The sequence below is a fragment of the Streptomyces pilosus genome, assembly GCF_014649835.1.
GTDB classification, from domain to species: domain Bacteria; phylum Actinomycetota; class Actinomycetes; order Streptomycetales; family Streptomycetaceae; genus Streptomyces; species Streptomyces pilosus.
The window spans coordinates 42,836-60,461 of the sequence record NZ_BMTU01000008.1 but is presented as its reverse complement, the minus strand read 5'-3'; the positions used below and the strand labels follow the sequence as shown (position 1 = coordinate 60,461).

Annotated in this window: 16 protein-coding genes; 10 read left to right on the top strand and 6 right to left on the bottom strand. The window is 73.4% G+C overall.

Features of this window, described 5'->3' with window-relative positions; all coding sequences use genetic code 11:
- Positions 1 to 714, top strand: a complete 714-nt coding sequence (locus IE118_RS20700; RefSeq protein ID WP_189559474.1) for a glycoside hydrolase family 12 protein — start codon at positions 1 to 3, stop codon at positions 712 to 714.
- Positions 715 to 762: 48 nt separating this feature from the next.
- Here the strand turns inward: IE118_RS20700 and IE118_RS20695 are convergent, their stop codons facing one another.
- The 3 genes from IE118_RS20695 to IE118_RS20685 form a co-directional block, all read right to left on the bottom strand.
- Positions 763 to 1,773, bottom strand: a complete 1,011-nt coding sequence (locus IE118_RS20695; protein WP_189559473.1) for a LacI family DNA-binding transcriptional regulator — start codon at positions 1,771 to 1,773, stop codon at positions 763 to 765.
- A 187-nt stretch (positions 1,774 to 1,960) separates the two neighbouring features.
- Positions 1,961 to 2,596, bottom strand: coding sequence for a response regulator (locus tag IE118_RS20690; RefSeq protein WP_189559472.1), 636 nt, complete (start codon positions 2,594 to 2,596; stop codon positions 1,961 to 1,963).
- Entirely contained in the window at positions 2,597 to 3,814 is a 1,218-nt protein-coding gene (locus IE118_RS20685; RefSeq protein ID WP_189559471.1) for a sensor histidine kinase, read from the bottom strand.
- 169 nt (positions 3,815 to 3,983) lie between these two features.
- Between IE118_RS20685 and IE118_RS20680 the strand changes: the two genes are divergently transcribed.
- The 9 genes from IE118_RS20680 (at position 3,984) to IE118_RS20640 (ending at position 15,343) form a co-directional block, all read left to right on the top strand.
- Positions 3,984 to 5,075 (top strand): ABC transporter permease, encoded by a 1,092-nt coding sequence (locus IE118_RS20680; protein WP_189559470.1) that lies wholly within the window; start codon positions 3,984 to 3,986, stop codon positions 5,073 to 5,075.
- On the top strand, positions 5,072 to 5,755 hold the full coding sequence (locus IE118_RS20675; RefSeq protein ID WP_189559469.1) for an ABC transporter ATP-binding protein: 684 nt from the start codon (positions 5,072 to 5,074) through the stop codon (positions 5,753 to 5,755). The genes IE118_RS20680 and IE118_RS20675 overlap by 4 nt, the downstream gene beginning before the upstream one ends.
- A gap of 138 nt (positions 5,756 to 5,893) precedes the next feature.
- Positions 5,894 to 7,834, top strand: a complete 1,941-nt coding sequence (locus tag IE118_RS20670) for an acyl-CoA dehydrogenase family protein (protein WP_189559468.1) — start codon at positions 5,894 to 5,896, stop codon at positions 7,832 to 7,834.
- A gap of 226 nt (positions 7,835 to 8,060) precedes the next feature.
- Complete coding sequence (gene dxr / locus IE118_RS20665) at positions 8,061 to 9,323, top strand: 1-deoxy-D-xylulose-5-phosphate reductoisomerase (protein ID WP_189559467.1); 1,263 nt, start codon at positions 8,061 to 8,063, stop codon at positions 9,321 to 9,323.
- Complete coding sequence (locus tag IE118_RS20660) at positions 9,320 to 10,624, top strand: M50 family metallopeptidase (protein ID WP_506412130.1); 1,305 nt, start codon at positions 9,320 to 9,322, stop codon at positions 10,622 to 10,624. Before dxr ends, IE118_RS20660 begins: the two co-directional genes overlap by 4 nt.
- Positions 10,625 to 10,806: 182 nt before the next feature.
- Positions 10,807 to 11,964 carry a flavodoxin-dependent (E)-4-hydroxy-3-methylbut-2-enyl-diphosphate synthase gene (gene ispG, locus IE118_RS20655; RefSeq protein ID WP_189559466.1) on the top strand — a complete coding sequence of 386 codons (1,158 nt, stop codon included), beginning with the start codon at positions 10,807 to 10,809 and terminating at the stop codon, positions 11,962 to 11,964.
- A gap of 147 nt (positions 11,965 to 12,111) precedes the next feature.
- A complete protein-coding gene (locus IE118_RS20650) occupies positions 12,112 to 12,960 on the top strand; it encodes a GNAT family N-acetyltransferase (RefSeq protein ID WP_189559465.1) in 849 nt (282 codons plus the stop codon).
- 27 nt (positions 12,961 to 12,987) lie between these two features.
- A complete protein-coding gene (locus tag IE118_RS20645; protein ID WP_189559464.1) occupies positions 12,988 to 13,554 on the top strand; it encodes a GNAT family N-acetyltransferase in 567 nt (188 codons plus the stop codon).
- Between the two features lie 88 nt (positions 13,555 to 13,642).
- Positions 13,643 to 15,343, top strand: a complete 1,701-nt coding sequence (locus IE118_RS20640) for a proline--tRNA ligase (RefSeq protein WP_189559463.1) — start codon at positions 13,643 to 13,645, stop codon at positions 15,341 to 15,343.
- A 256-nt stretch (positions 15,344 to 15,599) separates the two neighbouring features.
- Here the strand turns inward: IE118_RS20640 and IE118_RS20635 are convergent, their stop codons facing one another.
- From IE118_RS20635 to IE118_RS20625, 3 genes are read right to left on the bottom strand one after another with little or no spacing between them, the layout of a single operon-like run.
- A complete protein-coding gene (locus IE118_RS20635; RefSeq protein WP_189559462.1) occupies positions 15,600 to 16,511 on the bottom strand; it encodes an aminoglycoside phosphotransferase family protein in 912 nt (303 codons plus the stop codon).
- 50 nt (positions 16,512 to 16,561) lie between these two features.
- Positions 16,562 to 17,035: a DUF4439 domain-containing protein gene (locus tag IE118_RS20630; RefSeq protein WP_189559461.1), complete on the bottom strand. Its 474-nt coding sequence runs from the start codon at positions 17,033 to 17,035 to the stop codon at positions 16,562 to 16,564.
- Positions 17,032 to 17,577, bottom strand: coding sequence for a hypothetical protein (locus IE118_RS20625; protein ID WP_189559460.1), 546 nt, complete (start codon positions 17,575 to 17,577; stop codon positions 17,032 to 17,034). The genes IE118_RS20630 and IE118_RS20625 overlap by 4 nt, the downstream gene beginning before the upstream one ends.
- Positions 17,578 to 17,626 lie beyond the last annotated feature (49 nt).

Here is a 17,626-nt window from a genome sequence, read left to right as displayed (position 1 = left end):
ATGGCAACGAGCACCCTGCGCAGGATCACCAGGGTCCTGCTGGCTCCCGCCCTCGCGCTCGGCGCGACGGCCGGCCTCGCCTCCGCCCCCGCGCACGCCGCCGTCTGGAGCACCTGCGACCAGTGGGGCAACACCGGCCTGAACAGCTACACGCTCTACAACAACATCTGGGGCTCCGGCGCCGGGGCCCAGTGCTTCTGGGCCAACTCCGGCACCAACTGGGGTGTGTGGGCCGACCACCCCGACACCGGCGGCATCAAGTCCTATCCGAACTCCAAGAAGGTGATCAACAAGCCGATCACCTCCCTCGGGTCGCTCACCAGCAGCTACGACGTCACCGTCCCGTCCTCGGGCGCGTACAACACCTCGTACGACATCTGGGACACGGACTACGACTACGAGATCATGCTGTGGGTCAACCACCACGGAGCCGTGGGCCCGCTCGGTTCCCCCCAGGGCACGGTGAGCCTCGGCGGACACACCTGGAACGTCCACAAGGGCAGCAACGGGCACAACGAGGTCTTCTCGTTCCTGCGCACCTCGGACTCGAACTCGGGCACCGTCGACATCCTCCCGATCCTGAAGTGGATCAAGGACACCAAGGGCTGGATGGGCAACGAGACCATCGGCGACGTGCAGTTCGGCTTCGAGATCACCTCGTCGTCCGGCGGCCTGGACTTCCGCACCAACAACCTGACCGTCTCGGGCGGCTGACCGCGAGGGCCCCGAGCCGCCCGCGCCGGCCCTCCGCGCGGGCGGCTCCTACGGCAGGGGTGCCGGGCCGGAGCTGGCGCGCACCGTCAGCTCCGGCGCGAGCAGCACGACCTCGTCGCCGCCGCGGCCGCCGAGCTTGGCGACCAGCTGCTCCACCGCGTGCCGGCCCATCTCCTGGGCGGGGATGGCCACCGACGTCAGCCGCACCGACGCCTGCACGGCGACCTGCTCCGGGCAGACCGCCACCACGGAGACGTCCTCGGGCACGGCCCGGCCCTGCTGGCGCAGCAGGGCGAGCAGCGGTTCGACCGCCGACTCGTTCTGCACGACGAAGCCCGTGGTGCCGGGACGCTCGTCGAGGATCCGGGCGAGCGTCACCGCCATCGCGTCGTACCCGCCCTCGCACGGGCGATGCAGCAGCCGCAGCCCCAGTTCCCGCGCCCGGCCGCGCAGCCCGTCCAGGGTGCGCTCGGCGAAGCCGGTGTGCCGCTCGTAGACCGCCGGGGCCTCGCCGATGACGGCCACGTCCCGGTGCCCGCGCTCGGCCAGGTGCTCCACGCACAGCGCGCCGGTGGCCTTGAAGTCGAGGTCGACGCAGGTCAGGCCCTCGGTGTCGGCGGGCAGACCGATCAGCACCGCCGGCTGCCGCGCCCCGCGCAGCAGCGGCAGCCGCTCGTCGTCCAGTTCGACGTCCATGAGGATCATGCCGTCGGCGAGCCCGCTGCCCGCGACCCGGCGCACCGCGTCCGGGCCCTCCTCGCCGGTCAGCAGCAGGACGTCGTACCCGTGGGTGCGGGCGGTGGTGGCCACCGCGATGGCGATCTCCATCATGACCGGCACGTACATGTCCGTGCGCAGCGGCACCATCAGGGCGATGATGTTGGACCTGCTGCTGGCCAGGGCGCGGGCCCCGGCGTTCGGGTGGTAGCCGAGCTCGCGGATGCTCCGCTCGACCCGCTGGCGCGTGGTGGCGGAGATGGACCGCTTGCCGCTGAGGACGTAGCTCACCGTGCTCGCGGAGACTCCGGCGTGCTGGGCGACCTCGGCGAGGGTGACCATCCACGTACTCCAAGGTGTGTGAAGCGCTTCGACAGAAGGGCCGGACGTACCGGGGCGGGTGAGGGTGGCTCGACAGTAGCCGCACGACACAACGGGTGTCCAGAGGCTGTCGAAGCGCTTCGACAGTGTTCTTTCAGTGCACTGCTGACCGCCGGTGCCCCGGGACACCCCGCGGGAGAATTGTCCCTCAGCGGCGGATGATGCCGAGCCCCAGGGCCGCGGCGACCGCCGCGGTGCGCGAGTCGACCCCGAGTTTGGCGTAGACGTGCGCCAGGTGGGACTTCACGGTGGCCCGGGTGAGGTGCAGCCGCTCGCCGATGCCCTGGTTGGACAGCCCTTCGGCGACCAGGGCGAGCACCTCCGTCTCACGCCTGGTCAGCACGGTGTGCGGGGCGCGCAGCCGGTTCATCAGCCGGTCGGCGACCGCGGGCGCGAGCGCGGTGCGTCCGGCCGCCGCGGTGCGCACGGCCGCGGCCAGCTCCTCGGGCGGCGCGTCCTTGAGGAGATAACCGGTGGCTCCGGCCTCGATCGCCGGGAGGGTGTCGGCGTCGGTGTCGTAGGTGGTGACCACCAGCACGCGGGGCGCCCCGGGGCGGGCGGTGATGGCGGCGGTCGCCTGCGACCCGTTCATGCCGCCGCCGAACCGCAGGTCCATGAGCACGACGTCGGCCGCGCCGGACCCGGCGAGCTCCACCGCCTCCTCGGCGGTGGCGGCCTCGGCCACGATGACGAAGTCCGGCTCGGTCTCCAGGACCGCGCGCAGCCCGGCCCGGACCACCGGGTGGTCGTCGGCGATCAGGATGCGGAGGGGCGGATCGTCCACCTAGACCTCGTTCTCGTCGGGTGCGTCGGAGCGCCGCCGCGCGGCGTCCAGGGGGAAGCGCGCCGACAGCGCGGTGCCGCCGCCGGGGGACGACTCCAGGACCAGGGTGCCGTGCAGGGCACGCGTCCGGGCCCGCATCGCCGCGATGCCGAAGCCGCCGGCGGCCGGGTCCGGAGCCGGCAGCCCACCGGGGTCGAACCCGGCGCCGTCGTCGACCACGTCGAGCCGCACCCCGTCGTCGAGGTGGCTCAGGGTGACCTCGCCGGTGGTGGCCCGGGCGTGCCGGACGGTGTTGGACACGGCCGACTGGGCGATGCGCAGCAGGGCCACCTCGACGGCGGTGGACAGGGCGCGGGGGGTGCCCGCGAGACGGAAGCGCACGGCGACGGGGTGCTGCGCGCTGGTGGTGGCGCACAACCGCTCCAGGGCGCCCGCCAGGGTGGTGCCCTCCAGGGCGGGCGGAGTGAGGGCGGCGACGAACCGCCGGGCCTCGGCGAGGTTGCCCACGGCCGTCTCCCTGGCCCGTACGACGTGGGAGGCGGCCGCCGCGGGCCGGTCGGGCAGGGCCCGCTCGGCGGCGCGCAGCAGCAACTGGATGCTGGACAGCCCCTGGGCCAGGGTGTCGTGGATCTCCCGCGCCAGCCGCTCACGCTCGGCCAGCACGCCCGCGGTGTGCTGCGCGGCCGCCAGGTCGGCACGGGCGGCGGTGAGCTCCTCGATCAGCCGGCGGCGCCGCTCGCTCTCCCGGTACAGGGCCTGGTACCCCCACACCACCGCGACGGCGACGGCCGCCCCGAGCGCCGGCCCGATGGCCACGGCGGGGGAGAACACCCCCCGGTGCGCGGCGAACGCGGTGATCGCGGCGAGGGCGGTCGCCACGACCGCGAGCAGCCCGCCGCGCCGGGACAACAGGTGCAGCTGGAGGAAGTACAGCGGGAACGCCAGCCACACCCCGTCCGGGGTCAGCGCCAGCAGCACCAGCCAGCCCGCGCCCAGCGCCGCCAGCCACCACCGGGCGGCGCGGCGCGAGGCGGACACGGCCGGGGTGAGCGGCCCGGCCGCGTAGACCCCCGCCACGGCGGCGCACGCGCCGATCACGGCACCCGGGTGCGCCACGTCCCCCGGCACCGCCCGCACGGCGGCCAGGGCCAGCAGGCCCGCCACGAGCAGGTGCAGGGACCGGGCCAGGGCCCGGGTCGTCGGAGTGAGGCTGTCCATCGACCCCAGCCTACGGAGAACAGCGCATACCGGGCATCGATCAAAAGGTGGAGACCGGCACCGACCCTTTGATTCGCAAACTCCCCTCCTGGGCGCGATGCCCCCGGGCCGGGCCGGACGCGACGGTGGGAGTACACCGTTTCCACCGATCGAAGGGGCAGGCCAGGACATGTTCGTCGGCTGGAGGGACCTCACGTTCGCCAGGGGGCGGTTCGCCCTGATGGGCGCCGTCGTCGTCCTGATCACCCTGCTGGTCGGCCTGCTCTCCGGCCTGACCGCCGGGTTGGCCCGGGAGAACGTCTCCGCCGTGACCGGACTGGCGGCCGACCGCATCGCGTTCGCCGCCCCCGCCGGCGGCCAGGACCTCTCCTACGCCGACTCCACCGTCACCGAGCCGCAGTGGCGGCGGTGGGCGGACACCCCCGGGGTCACGCGCGCGGAGCCGCTCGGCATCACCACCACCCGGGCGGCCGCCGGTGCGCGCACCACCGGCGTCTCCGTCTTCGGCGTCCTGCCGGGCTCCCCGCTGGCCCCCGGCGGCACCCGGATCGAGGACGGCACGGTGGTCCTGTCGACCACCGCGGCCGAGGCGCTCGGCGTCGGCGCGGGCGACCCCGTCACCCTCGCAGGCCGGGACCTCACCGTCGCCGCCGCACGCGGGCGGGCCTCCTTCAGCCACACCCCCGTCGTCTGGACCTCCCTGCGCACCTGGAACACCGTCGCCCCGCCCGCCGCCGGCCGCGACGGCGGACCCACCGCCACCGTCATCGCCCTGGACACCGGCCCGGGCGCCGACCTCCCGGCCGCCGACCGCGCCGCCGGCACCCGGACCGTCACCAAGGACGCGTCCCTGTCCGCGATCGGCTCCTACGCCTCCGAGAACGGCTCCCTGCAGCTGATGCGCGGCTTCCTGTTCGCCATCTCCGCCCTGGTCGTCGGCGCCTTCTTCACCGTCTGGACCATCCAGCGCGGCGCCGACATCGCCGTGCTGAAGGCGCTCGGCGCGCCCACCCGACGACTCCTGGCGGACGCCCTCGGCCAGGCCCTGGTGCTGCTGACCGGCGGAACCCTGGCCGGCACCGCCCTCGCCGCCGCGACCGGCGCCGCCCTCTCCCGCTCCGACGTGCCCTTCGCCCTCACCCCCGCGACCGTGCTGGTCCCCGCCGCCGTGACGGTCGTCCTCGGCGCGCTCGGCGCCGCCCTGTCCGTCCGCCGCATCACCACCGTCGACCCGCTGACCGCCCTGGGGAGCACCCGATGAGCCTGGAACTGACCGACGTCACCCTCACCTACTCCGACGGCGACACCCGGCTGACCGCCCTCGACCGGGTCACCCTGCACGTCCCCCGCGGCACCGTCACCGCCGTCGTCGGCCCCTCCGGCTCCGGCAAGTCCAGCCTGCTCGCCGTCGCCGCCACCCTCGTCACCCCCGACTCCGGCACCGTCACCGTCGACGGCACCCCGACCGCCGGCCTCGGCCGCGGCGACCTCACCGACCTGCGCCGCCGCGCCGTCGGCATCGTCTTCCAGCAGCCCAGCCTGCTGCCCTCCCTCACCGCCGCCGAACAGCTCCAGGTCATGGCCGCGATCGACGGACGCCGGCCGCGCGGGGCCCGCGGCCGGGCGATGGAGCTGCTCGACGCCGTCGGTCTCGCCGACCGGGCCGGCCACCGCCCCCACCAGCTCTCCGGCGGCCAGCGCCAACGGGTGAACATCGCCCGTGCCCTGATGAACGACCCCGCCCTCCTGCTGGCCGACGAACCCACCAGCGCCCTCGACCACGAGCGCGGCGCCGCCGTCGTGGACCTCCTCGTCCGGCTCACCCACCGGCGCGCCACCGCCACCGTCCTGGTCACCCACGACCGCGGCCTGCTCACCGCCGCCGACCGGATCGCCGAGGTCCGCGACGGCCGGCTCGCCCTGCCGGCGCCCGCCCCCTGACGGCGCCCGCCCCGAGGGGACGCATCGGCCGAACGGCCGCACGAAGGGTGGTGGCGTCGCTACGAATCGGGTACATACGATCGGGTAGCACCAGTCAGTAACGAACGACTCCACCCACTTCGCGGCGAGGTGAGCCTCATGTCCGCAGTACCCGAGTCCCCGTCCCGGCCCACGGTCACCGAACGGGAGGCCCGCGAGGTCGCGGAGGCCGCCCGCGAGCAGGACTGGCGCAAGCCCAGCTTCGCCAAGGAACTGTTCCTCGGCCGCTTCCGGCTCGACCTGATCCACCCCCACCCCCTGCCCGCCGACGACGACGTCCAGCGCGGCGAGGAGTTCCTCGCCAAGCTCCGCGACTTCTGCGAGACGAAGATCGACGGCGCCACGATCGAACGCGACGCCCGCATCCCGGACGAGGTGATCACCGGACTCAAGGAGCTCGGCGCCCTCGGCATGAAGATCGACACCAAGTACGGCGGCCTCGGCCTCACCCAGGTGTACTACAACAAGGCCCTCGCCCTGGTCGGCTCCGCCAGCCCGGCGATCGGCGCGCTGCTCTCCGCCCACCAGTCGATCGGCGTCCCGCAACCGCTGAAGATCTTCGGCACGCGCGAGCAGAAGGAGACGTTCCTCCCGCGCTGCGCCCGCACCGACATCTCGGCGTTCCTGCTCACCGAGCCGGACGTCGGCTCCGACCCGGCCCGCCTCGCCACCACCGCCGTCCCCGAGGGCGACGACTACGTCCTCGACGGCGTGAAGCTGTGGACCACCAACGGCGTGGTGGCCGACCTCCTCGTCGTCATGGCGCGCGTGCCCAGGTCCGACGGCCACCGGGGCGGCATCACCGCGTTCGTCGTGGAAGCCGCCTCCGAGGGCGTCACCGTCGAGAACCGCAACGCCTTCATGGGCCTGCGCGGACTCGAGAACGGCGTCACCCGCTTCCACCGGGTGCGGGTCCCGGCCTCCCAGCGCATCGGCGAGGAGGGCCAGGGCCTGAAGATCGCGCTCACCACCCTCAACACCGGACGGCTGTCGCTGCCCGCCATGTGCGTCGGCTCCGGCAAGTGGTGTCTGAAGATCGCCCGCGAGTGGTCGGCCGCCCGCGAGCAGTGGGGCAAGCCGGTGGCGCTGCACGAGGCCGTCGGCTCCAAGATCGCGTTCATCGCGGCCACCACCTTCGCCCTGGAGGCCGTGGTCGACCTCTCCTCGCAGATGGCAGACGAGGACCGCAACGACATCCGCATCGAGGCCGCCCTCGCCAAGCTGTACGGCTCGGAGATGGCCTGCCTGATGGCCGACGAACTGGTCCAGATCCGCGGCGGACGCGGCTTCGAGACCGCCGAGTCGCTGCGCGCCCGCGGAGAACGCGCCGTCCCCGCCGAGCAGATGCTGCGCGACCTGCGCATCAACCGCATCTTCGAGGGCTCCACCGAGATCATGCACCTGCTGATCGCCCGTGAGGCCGTCGACGCCCACCTGTCGGTCGCCGGCGACCTGATCGACCCGGAGAAGTCCCTCGGCGACAAGGCGAGGGCGGGCGCGGGGGCGGGCCTCTTCTACGCCAAGTGGCTGCCGAAACTCGTCGCCGGGCCGGGGCAGCTCCCCACCTCCTACGGCGAGTTCAAGCACGGCGTCGACCTGTCCGCGCACCTGCGCTACGTCGAGCGCACCTCCCGCAAGCTGGCCCGCTCCACCTTCTACGCGATGTCCCGCTGGCAGGGGAAGATGGAGACCAAGCAGGGCTTCCTCGGCCGGATCGTCGACATCGGCGCGGAACTGTTCGCGATGAGCGCCGCCTGCGTCCGCGCGGAGCTGCTGCGCGGCCGCGGCGAGAACGGCCGGGAGGCCTACCAGCTCGCCGACGCCTTCTGCCACCAGGCCCGCATCCGCGTCGAGGAACTCTTCGGCCGGCTGTGGTCCAACACCGACGACCTCGACCGCAAGGTCGTCAAGGGCGTGCTCTCCGGCACCTACGCATGGCTCGAACAGGGGGTCATCGACCCCTCCGACGACGGACCCTGGATCGCCGACGCCACCCCGGGCCCGTCCGAGCGGGAGAACGTGCACCGGCCGATCCGCTGAGCCGCACGGCCCCCACCGCGCCCGGCGGCACCCCGTCAGGCCGCAGGAGCCCCCCGGGGGCAGGGCGACTGCCCGGACGACCGGGTCCTCCGGGCAGGGCGGCATCCGGACGACCGGGTCCCCTGCCCGGCCGGGGGACCCCCGGTCCCCGGCACGGCACACGAGCCCCGCCCCGGCTGCCGGGGCGGGGCCCCGGCGGCGGGCGGGACCCGACACAATGGGGGCCATGACCGACGCTCCAGCCCCCCTCGCCGATCCGCACCTGGTGTACGACCCCGTGGTGGGAGACGGCCCGAAGGACGTGGTGATCCTCGGCTCCACCGGGTCGATCGGCACCCAGGCCATCGACCTCGTGCTGCGCAACCCCGACCGCTTCCGGGTCACCGGCCTGTCCGCCAACGGCGGCCGGGTCGCCCTCCTCGCCGAGCAGGCCCGCCTGCTGCGGGTGCGCACGGTCGCCGTCGCCCGCGAGGACGTCGTACCGGCGCTGCGCGAGGCGCTGTCCGCGCAGTACGGCACGGGGGAGCGGCTGCCCGAGATCCTGGCCGGTCCGGACGCGGCCACCCAGCTCGCCGCCTCCGACTGCCACACCGTCCTCAACGGCATCACCGGCTCCATCGGCCTCGCCCCGACCCTCGCCGCCCTGAAGGCGGGCCGCACCCTCGCGCTCGCCAACAAGGAGTCGCTCATCGTCGGCGGCCCGCTGGTCAAGGAGCTGGCCGAGCCCGGACAGATCATCCCGGTCGACTCCGAACACGCCGCCCTCTTCCAGGCGCTCGCCGCCGGCACCCGCGCCGACGTCGAGAAGCTCGTCGTCACCGCCTCCGGCGGCCCCTTCCGCGGCCGCACCAGGGAGCAGCTGGCGGGCGTCACCGTCGAGGACGCCCTCGCCCACCCCACCTGGGCCATGGGCCCGGTCATCACGATCAACTCCGCGACCCTCGTCAACAAGGGCCTGGAGGTCATCGAGGCGCACCTGCTGTACGACATTCCCTTCGACCGCATTGAGGTCGTCGTGCACCCGCAGTCGTATGTCCACTCGATGGTTGAGTTCACGGACGGATCGACACTGGCCCAGGCGACGCCCCCCGACATGCGCGGGCCCATCGCCATCGGCCTCGGCTGGCCCGAAAGGGTCCCCGGCGCCGCCCCGGTCTTCGACTGGAGCAAGGCGTCCACCTGGGAGTTCTTCCCCCTCGACAACGAGGCGTTCCCCTCGGTGAACCTCGCCCGGCACGTCGGCGAGCTCGCGGGGACGGCCCCGGCGGTGTTCAATGCGGCGAACGAGGAGTGCGTCGAGGCGTTCCGCTCCGGCGCGCTGCCGTATCTCGGGATCATGGAGACCGTCACCCGGGTCGTCGAGGAACACGGCACCCCGGCGAGGGGAACCTCCCTGACCGTGTCGGACGTCCTCGAAGCGGAGACCTGGGCCCGGGCCAGGGCCCGGGAACTGACAGTCCGGACGGCGAGCGCGGAGGCGCGTGCATGACGATCGTGATGTTCATCCTCGGCATAGTCGTCTTCGCGGTCGGCCTGCTGTTCTCCATCGCCTGGCACGAACTCGGGCACCTGTCCACGGCCAAGATGTTCGGCATCCGCGTGCCCCAGTACATGGTCGGCTTCGGCCCGACCCTGTGGTCCCGGCACCGGGGCGAGACCGAGTACGGCGTCAAGGCGATCCCCCTCGGCGGATACATCCGCATGATCGGCATGTTCCCGCCCGGCCCCGACGGCCGGGTGGAGGCCCGCTCCACCTCACCGTGGCGCGGCATGATCGAGGACGCCCGCTCCGCCGCCTTCGAGGAACTGCGGCCCGGCGACGAGAAGCGCCTGTTCTACACGCGCAAGCCGTGGAAACGGGTCGTCGTGATGTTCGCGGGCCCGTTCATGAACCTGATCCTCGCGGTCGTGCTGTTCCTCACCGTGCTGATGGGCTTCGGCATCCAGCAGCAGACCACCACCGTCAGCTCCGTCTCCCCCTGCGTCATCTCGCAGAGCGAGAACCGCGACGAGTGCAGGAAGTCCGACCCCGAGTCCCCGGCCGAGGCGGCCGGCATGAAGGCCGGCGACAGGATCGTCGCCTTCGCCGGTGTCCGCACCGACGACTGGGCCACCCTGTCCGACCTCATCCGGGACAGCGCCGGCAGGAGCGTGCCGATCGTCGTCGACCGCGACGGCCGGGAGGTCACCCTCCAGGCGAAGATCGCCACCAACCTGGTCGCCAAGAAGGACGGCAACGGCGCCTACGTGGAGGGCGAGTACGTCAAGGCCGGCTTCCTCGGCTTCAGCGCGGCCACCGGCGTCGTCAAGCAGGACCTCGGGGACTCCGTGGTCTGGATGACCGACCGGGTCGGCGACGCCGTGGACTCCCTCGCCGCGCTGCCGTCCAAGATCCCCGCCCTGTGGGACGCCGCCTTCGGCGACGGGCCGCGCGAACCCGACTCCCCGATGGGCGTCGTCGGCGCAGCCCGCGTCGGCGGCGAGATCGCCACCCTGGAGATCCCCGCCTCCCAGCAGATGGCCATGTTCGTCATGCTGCTCGCGGGCTTCAACCTCTCCCTGTTCCTGTTCAACATGCTCCCGCTGCTGCCGCTCGACGGCGGACACATCGCGGGCGCGCTGTGGGAGTCGCTGCGCCGCAACCTCGCCAGACTGCTGCGCCGCCCCGACCCGGGACCGTTCGACGTGGCGAAACTGATGCCGGTCGCCTACGTCGTGGCCGGGATCTTCGTCTGCTTCACCCTCCTCGTACTGATCGCGGACGTGGTGAACCCGGTACGCATCTCCTGACCCCCACCCCGTCACCCGCCGTTCACGACGGCCCGGAACCCTTTCGTTCCGGGCCGTCGCCCTTTGGGCGGGTTTACCGGCGCGGTGTGTCCGTGCGTCGGCCGGTGCCGTAATCTCGGAGCCCGGGGCCCGCTGCTCACGGGGAGCCGGAGCTTGATCCACGACTTGGGGTTGCACAGCAGATGACCGCGATTTCTCTCGGCATGCCGTCCGTTCCGACCAGGCTGGCCGAACGCCGCAAGAGCCGGCAGATCCAGGTCGGGTCCGTCGCGGTCGGCGGGGACGCCCCCGTGTCCGTGCAGTCGATGACGACCACGCGCACGTCCGACATCGGCGCGACCCTCCAGCAGATCGCCGAGCTCACCGCGTCCGGCTGCCAGATCGTCCGGGTCGCCTGTCCCACCCAGGACGACGCCGACGCCCTCCCGGTGATCGCGAAGAAGTCGCAGATCCCGGTCATCGCCGACATCCACTTCCAGCCGAAGTACGTCTTCGCCGCGATCGAGGCCGGCTGCGCCGCCGTGCGCGTCAACCCGGGCAACATCAAGAAGTTCGACGACCAGGTCAAGGAGATCGCCAAGGCCGCCAGGGACCACGGCACCCCGATCCGCATCGGCGTCAACGCCGGCTCGCTGGACCGGCGCCTGCTCCAGAAGTACGGCAAGGCGACCCCCGAGGCACTGGCCGAGTCCGCGCTGTGGGAGGCGTCCCTGTTCGAGGAGCACGACTTCCGGGACATCAAGATCTCCGTCAAGCACAACGACCCGGTCGTCATGGTCGAGGCCTACCGCCAGCTCGCCGCCCAGTGCGACTACCCGCTGCACCTCGGCGTGACCGAGGCCGGCCCCGCCTTCCAGGGCACCATCAAGTCGGCCGTCGCCTTCGGCGCGCTGCTCTCCCAGGGCATCGGCGACACCATCCGCGTCTCGCTGTCCGCCCCGCCGGTCGAGGAGATCAAGGTCGGCATCCAGATCCTGGAGTCCCTGAACCTGCGGCAGCGCGGACTGGAGATCGTCTCCTGCCCGTCCTGCGGCCGCGCCCAGGTCGACGTGTACAAGCTCGCCGAGGAGGTCACCGCCGGCCTCACCGGCATGGACGTCCCACTCCGCGTCGCCGTCATGGGCTGCGTCGTCAACGGCCCCGGTGAAGCCCGCGAGGCCGACCTCGGCGTCGCCTCCGGCAACGGCAAGGGACAGATCTTCGTGAAGGGCGAGGTCATCAAGACCGTCCCCGAGTCGAAGATCGTGGAGACGCTGATCGAGGAGGCGATGAAGATCGCCGAACAGATGGAGAAGGACGGCGTGGCCTCCGGCGAGCCCGAGGTCTCGGTCGCCGGCTGACGCCCCGTCCGGGCGCAGGCCGGGGCGGACCGCCCGCTCCGGTGCCCGGGAGCGCCCCGGTCCCGGGCCGGACCGGGGCGGCGCTGCCCGGCTTCCGCGGGTACAGTGCGGAAATCAGGCAGACCCCTTTGTGTGAGGCCCCCGCTTTTGTTGACGCACACCACTTCACGGGTCCTCGAGCCGAGCGACCTGGACGCAGCCCTCGCCGTACTGGACCGTGAGCCGGTCGCGAACGCCTTCGTGACGGCCCGGGTCCGGATCGCCGGCCTGGACCCCTGGCGGCTGGGCGGTGAGATGTGGGGCTGGTACGAAGGAGGCGTCCTGACCTCCCTCTGCTACGCCGGCGCGAACCTGGTGCCCATCTGCGCCACCCCCCGCGCCGTGCGCGCCTTCGCCGACCGGGCCCGCCGCGCCGGACGCCGCTGCTCCTCCGTCGTCGGCCCGGCCGGCCCCACCGCCGAACTGTGGCGGCTGCTCGAACCCCAGTGGGGCCCGGCCCGCGAGGTCCGCGCCCACCAGCCCCTCATGGTCACCGACCGCATGCCCCGCACCGTCGCCCCGGACCCCCGCGTCCGCCGCGTCCGCAAGGACGAGCTGGAGACGATCATGCCGGCGTGCGTGGCGATGTTCACCGAGGAGGTCGGCATCTCCCCGCTGGCCGGCGACGGGGGCCTGCTCTACCAGGCCCGGGTCGCCGAACTCGTCGGCGCCGGCCGCTCCTTCGCCCGCTTCGACACCGACGGCAAGGTCGTCTTCAAGGCCGAGATCGGCGCCGCGACCGACCGCGCCTGCCAGATCCAGGGCGTGTGGGTCGCCCCCGAGCACCGGGGCAACGGCGTCGCCGCCCCGGGCATGGCGGCCGTCCTGCGCTACGCCCTCGCCGACGTCGCCCCCGTGGCCAGCCTCTACGTCAACGACTTCAACACCCCCGCCCGCCGGACGTACGAGAAGGTCGGCTTCCAGGAGGTCGGAGCCTTCATGAGCGTGCTGTTCTGACCGGCGCGCCCCTGTAGTCTCCCCGGCATGCTGCGCTTTCCCGGTCACGACCGCCCCGAGCCCGACGACATCGTGATCGGCCCCCTCGACCTGCCCGGTCACGTCGACGAGGCGCTGGCGGTGCAGGCGGTGGCCTTCGGACTCGGCCCCGACGAGGTGGCCGTCCGCCGGCAGATCGTGCTGCGCCACATGACCTTCCCCGGCGCCAGGGCCTTCGGCGCCACGGTCGAGGGCCGCCTCGTCGGCTTCGTCTACGGCATGCCCAACGACCGCACCCACTGGTGGTCCACGGTCGTCGAGCCCTACCTGCGCGCCCGCGGCCACGGCGACTGGCTCGACGACTCCTTCGTCATCACCGAGCTCCACGTCCACCCCCGCTACCAGAAACACGGCATCGGGCGGGCCCTGATCACCACGATCACCGACGGCGCCGAACAGCCCCGCTCAATCCTCTCCGCCATCGACACCGAGAGCCCGGCCCGCCACCTCTACCGCTCCCTCGGCTACCAGGACCTGGCCCGGCAGGTCCACTTCCCCAGCGCCGCCAGGCCGTACGCCGTCATGGGCGCCCCGCTGCCACTGCCGCGCGGGTAGCGGACGGCGGACAATGGATTTCCGCCGCCGCCTCCCGCCCGGCTAACCTCCCTGTCATCCACCGAGACGCAGCAGGAGTACGAGAACCATGGCGAACGCACCGGTCCAGCGCATGTCCCAGTTGATGGCGAAGACGCTGCGCGACGACCCGGCGGACGCCGAGGTCCTCAGCCACAAGCTGCTGGTCCGCGCGGGCTACGTGCGCCGCACCGCCGCCGGCATCTGGACGTGGCTGCCCCTCGGCAAGAAGGTCCTCGCCAACGTCGAGCGGATCGTCCGCGAGGAGATGGACGCCATCGGCGCCCAGGAGGTCCTGCTCCCCGCCCTGCTGCCGCGCGAGCCCTACGAGGCCACCGGCCGCTGGGACGAGTACGGCGCCGAGCTGTTCCGCCTCCAGGACCGCAAGGGCGGCGACTACCTCCTCGGCCCCACCCACGAGGAGATCTTCACCCTGATGGTGAAGGACCAGGCGTCCTCCTACAAGGACCTGCCGGTGATGCTCTACCAGATCCAGACCAAGTTCCGCGACGAGGCCCGTCCCCGCGCCGGCATCCTGCGCGGCCGCGAGTTCCTCATGAAGGACTCCTACTCCTTCGACCTGGACGACGAGGGCCTCGCCCGGTCGTACGCGCTGCACCGCGCCGCCTACCAGAAGATCTTCGAGCGCCTCGGCCTCGACCACCGCATCGTCGCGGCCACCGCGGGCGCCATGGGCGGCTCCAAGTCCGAGGAGTTCCTCGCCCCCGCCGAGGCCGGCGAGGACACCTTCGCCGACTGCCCGAACTGCGACTTCGCCGCCAACACCGAGGCGATCGCCTACGACCTACAGCCCGTCGACGGCTCCGGGGTCCCGGCCGCCGAGGACATCCCCACCCCCGACACCCCGACCATCGAGACCCTCGCCGCGTCGCTCGGCGTGCCGGCCTCCGCCACGCTGAAGAACCTGCTGGTCAAGGTCGACGGCGAGATCGTCGCCGTGGGCGTGCCGGGTGACCGTGAGGTCGACCTGGGCAAGGTCGAGGCGCACTTCGCCCCGGCCGCGGTGGAACTCGTCACCGAGGCGGACTTCGCCGCCCGCCCCGACCTGGTGCGCGGCTACGTCGGCCCGCAGGGCCTGGACAAGGTGACCTACGTCGCCGACCCGCGGGTCGCGCCCGGCACCGCCTGGATCACCGGCGCCAACAAGGCCGACACGCACGCGAAGAACGTGGTCGCCGGGCGCGACTTCGAGGTCGACGCGTACGTGGACGTCGTGGTGGTGCAGGAGGGCGACCCCTGCCCCAAGTGCGGCACGGGTCTGCGCCTGGACCGCGCGATCGAGATCGGCCACATCTTCCAGCTGGGCCGCAAGTACGCCGACGCCCTCAAGCTCGACGTCCTCGGCCGGCACGGCAAGCCGGTCCGCGTGACCATGGGCTCCTACGGCGTCGGCGTCTCCCGCGCGGTGGCGGCGCTCGCCGAGCAGACCGCCGACGACAAGGGCCTGTGCTGGCCGGCGGAGGTCGCCCCGGCCGACGTGCACGTGGTCGCCGCCGGCAAGGCGCTCCAGACGGAACTCGCGCTCGCCGTCTCCGAGAAGCTGTCCGCCGCCGGCGTCCGCGTCCTGGTCGACGACCGGGCGGGCGTCTCCCCGGGCGTGAAGTTCACCGACTCCGAGCTGATCGGCGTCCCGCGGATCCTGGTCGCCGGTCGCCGCGCCGCCGAGGGCATCGTCGAGCTCAAGGACCGCCGCACCGGCGAACGCGAGGAACTCACCGTCGAAGAAGCAGTGGCCCGCCTCACTGCCTGATCCCCGACGCACGCCGCGGCCCGCAGCCCACAAAGCCGCGGGCAGCCGCCCCAGCCGCCCCAGCCGCCCCCACCCGCGGGCAGTCGTGCCGCTGGGGCGGCACGGGTGAGCGCCGGGGGTGCCCCCTCAGGGGGAGGCACCCCGAAGGCGCAGGGCCGCGCCGACGTTCCCCCCGGCCCGCACCGACGCCTTCCGGCCCGCACCGACGCCCCGCCGGCCCTGCCGCGAACCGCAGGGCCACTCGCGGTACCGGTTCTCACAGCCAGGCGGCGAACTCCAGCAACAACTCCGCATCCCGCTCCCGCCGCACCCGCCGCGCCCGCACGCCCGACTCCACCGCGCGGAACAGTGTCCAGCCGCGCAGCCGCTCACGGTCGACGTCCAGGGACTCCGCGAGCCGCTTCACCCGACGGCGCGTCGTCGTCGCGCCCGACGGCTGGGCGATCAGGTCCTCCACGCGGTCGCGGACCAGCCGGGCCAGGTCGAAGGCGTGCTCGCCGACCACCGGGTCGGGGCCCACCGCCAGCCACGGCGTCCGCTCCCCGGCCAGCACCTTGCTCTGCCGGAACGTCCCGTGCAGCAGCCGGTGCTCGGGCGGATCGGCCAGCAACTCCTCCCGCGCCGTCAGCGCCGCGTCCACCAGCGGTGCCACCTCCGGGTCGGCCACCGCGCTCGCCCGCATCGCCCGCGCCTGCCGCCCCGTCCGCTCGGCGACCGTCTCGAAGCCGTGCTCCCCGGGCGGGTCCACCCAGAGCCGGCGCAGCGTTCCCGCCGCCTCCAGCAACGCCTTCGCCTCCGGCAGCGTGCGCACCGACACGTCCGGACGCAGCCGCTCCAGCAGCAGCACACCCCCGTTCCCGGCCGGCGGGGAGGGATCCTCCAGCAACTGGACCGCGCCCAGCCCGCCCCAGCGGACCAGTGCCGCCCGCTCGCTCTCCGGACGGGCCCTGCGCGGCGCCAGCTTCAGCACGGCGGGCTGCCCGCCGGCCGTGCGCACCAGCACCACCAGGCTGCTGCGCCCGCCCGGCACCTGCACCCGCTCCACGGTCAACTCGCGCCGTGCGACGGCCTCGCGCGCCAACTCCGGCAGCCTCTCCAGCCAGTCGTCACCCTCGGGCGCCGTCTCACCGAGCGCCCTCACCAGACGCTGCGGCGGTTCGAAAACCATGCGCGAGTCGTTCCCTTCCTGCTGTACGCGGTGCCTGCCGCCCCGTCACGTCACGCGGACGGCGCCGGTGTCCCCGAAGCCGTACCGCCCCGCTCGGCGAGCCCAGGGAAGGCTACGCTCTCCCCGCTCCAGCGCACCGCCCGCACCGCCGCCTCCCGCATCGCCTCGGCGGCCCCCCGCCGCCGCTCACCGGTACTCGCGCGCACCAGGTCGGCGTACACCCCGGCCACCCTGCCCTCCAGTTCCGCCGCCAGCCGCACCGCCGCGGCCGCGTCCGGCACCGGGAAGGGCAGCGCGTACCCGGCCGCGGCGGCGACGGGCGCTCCACCCGTGTCCCTCACCGCGCGCACCAACGCGTCCCTGCGTGCCCGGTGCGCGTCGTACGCCGCCCGTGCCTCGGTGCGCCGCTCCTTGCCGACGCGCCCACCGACGACTCCGTAGCCGTACACCGCCGCGTGTTCCGCGGCCAGGGCCGCCTGGAGGGCCCGCAGCTCCCCGTCCTCCGTCTCGCGCGCCTCGTTCACCGTCCGGCCTCCGTCAGCAGATAGACATGCGCCGCGCCGGCCGCGGCCACCGAGGCCAGCAGCCGGGCCAGTTCGTCCGGCGCGTCCAGCAGCTCCCGCGTCCGCCGGTCGGCGATCTCCCGCTCCGCCGCCGCCAGTTCGGCGAGAGCGTCCTTCTCCTTCACCGGCACGGCGGCCCGGGTGGGAGCCGGCGACGCGGCAGCGGCCGTCCCCGAACCGGACGGTGACGGCGACGCCTTCGCCGCGTCCCCGCCCCCGTCCCCGAACGCCCGCGCGTGCGCGGCGACCTCCGCGCGCAGCGGACGCAGCCGCCCCGCCAGCCCGGGATGCGCGGCGACGACCGCGTCGTACCGCCCGGCGAGTTCCCGGCTGTCCACGGCCGCACGCGCGCGGACCCGGTCGGCGGCCGAAGGGCGGCCGCCGCCCTCCGGCTTCCCGGACCCGGCGGAACAGCCCGCCGCCAGCAGGGCCGCCGGGGCGGCGGCGAGCAGGATCCTTCTGCGCGGCCCCGAACGGGCGGGCGGAGACGAGGGGAACGGCACGGCAGACGTCCTCGGGGACTCGTACGAACGTGACGACGGAAGGGAAGCG

Excerpts from the sequence above, each read along its gene's own strand:
- IE118_RS20700 (WP_189559474.1), top strand. The coding sequence starts at position 1 with ATGGCAACGAGCACCCTGCGCAGGATCACCAGGGTCCTGCTGGCTCCC.
- IE118_RS20695 (WP_189559473.1), bottom strand. The coding sequence starts at position 1,773 with ATGGTCACCCTCGCCGAGGTCGCCCAGCACGCCGGAGTCTCCGCGAGC.
- IE118_RS20685 (WP_189559471.1), bottom strand. The coding sequence starts at position 3,814 with ATGGACAGCCTCACTCCGACGACCCGGGCCCTGGCCCGGTCCCTGCAC.
- IE118_RS20680 (WP_189559470.1), top strand. The coding sequence starts at position 3,984 with ATGTTCGTCGGCTGGAGGGACCTCACGTTCGCCAGGGGGCGGTTCGCC.
- IE118_RS20675 (WP_189559469.1), top strand. The coding sequence starts at position 5,072 with ATGAGCCTGGAACTGACCGACGTCACCCTCACCTACTCCGACGGCGAC.
- IE118_RS20670 (WP_189559468.1), top strand. The coding sequence starts at position 5,894 with ATGTCCGCAGTACCCGAGTCCCCGTCCCGGCCCACGGTCACCGAACGG.
- dxr (WP_189559467.1), top strand. The coding sequence starts at position 8,061 with ATGACCGACGCTCCAGCCCCCCTCGCCGATCCGCACCTGGTGTACGAC.
- IE118_RS20660 (WP_506412130.1), top strand. The coding sequence starts at position 9,320 with ATGACGATCGTGATGTTCATCCTCGGCATAGTCGTCTTCGCGGTCGGC.
- ispG (WP_189559466.1), top strand. The coding sequence starts at position 10,807 with ATGACCGCGATTTCTCTCGGCATGCCGTCCGTTCCGACCAGGCTGGCC.
- IE118_RS20645 (WP_189559464.1), top strand. The coding sequence starts at position 12,988 with ATGCTGCGCTTTCCCGGTCACGACCGCCCCGAGCCCGACGACATCGTG.
- IE118_RS20640 (WP_189559463.1), top strand. The coding sequence starts at position 13,643 with ATGGCGAACGCACCGGTCCAGCGCATGTCCCAGTTGATGGCGAAGACG.
- IE118_RS20635 (WP_189559462.1), bottom strand. The coding sequence starts at position 16,511 with ATGGTTTTCGAACCGCCGCAGCGTCTGGTGAGGGCGCTCGGTGAGACG.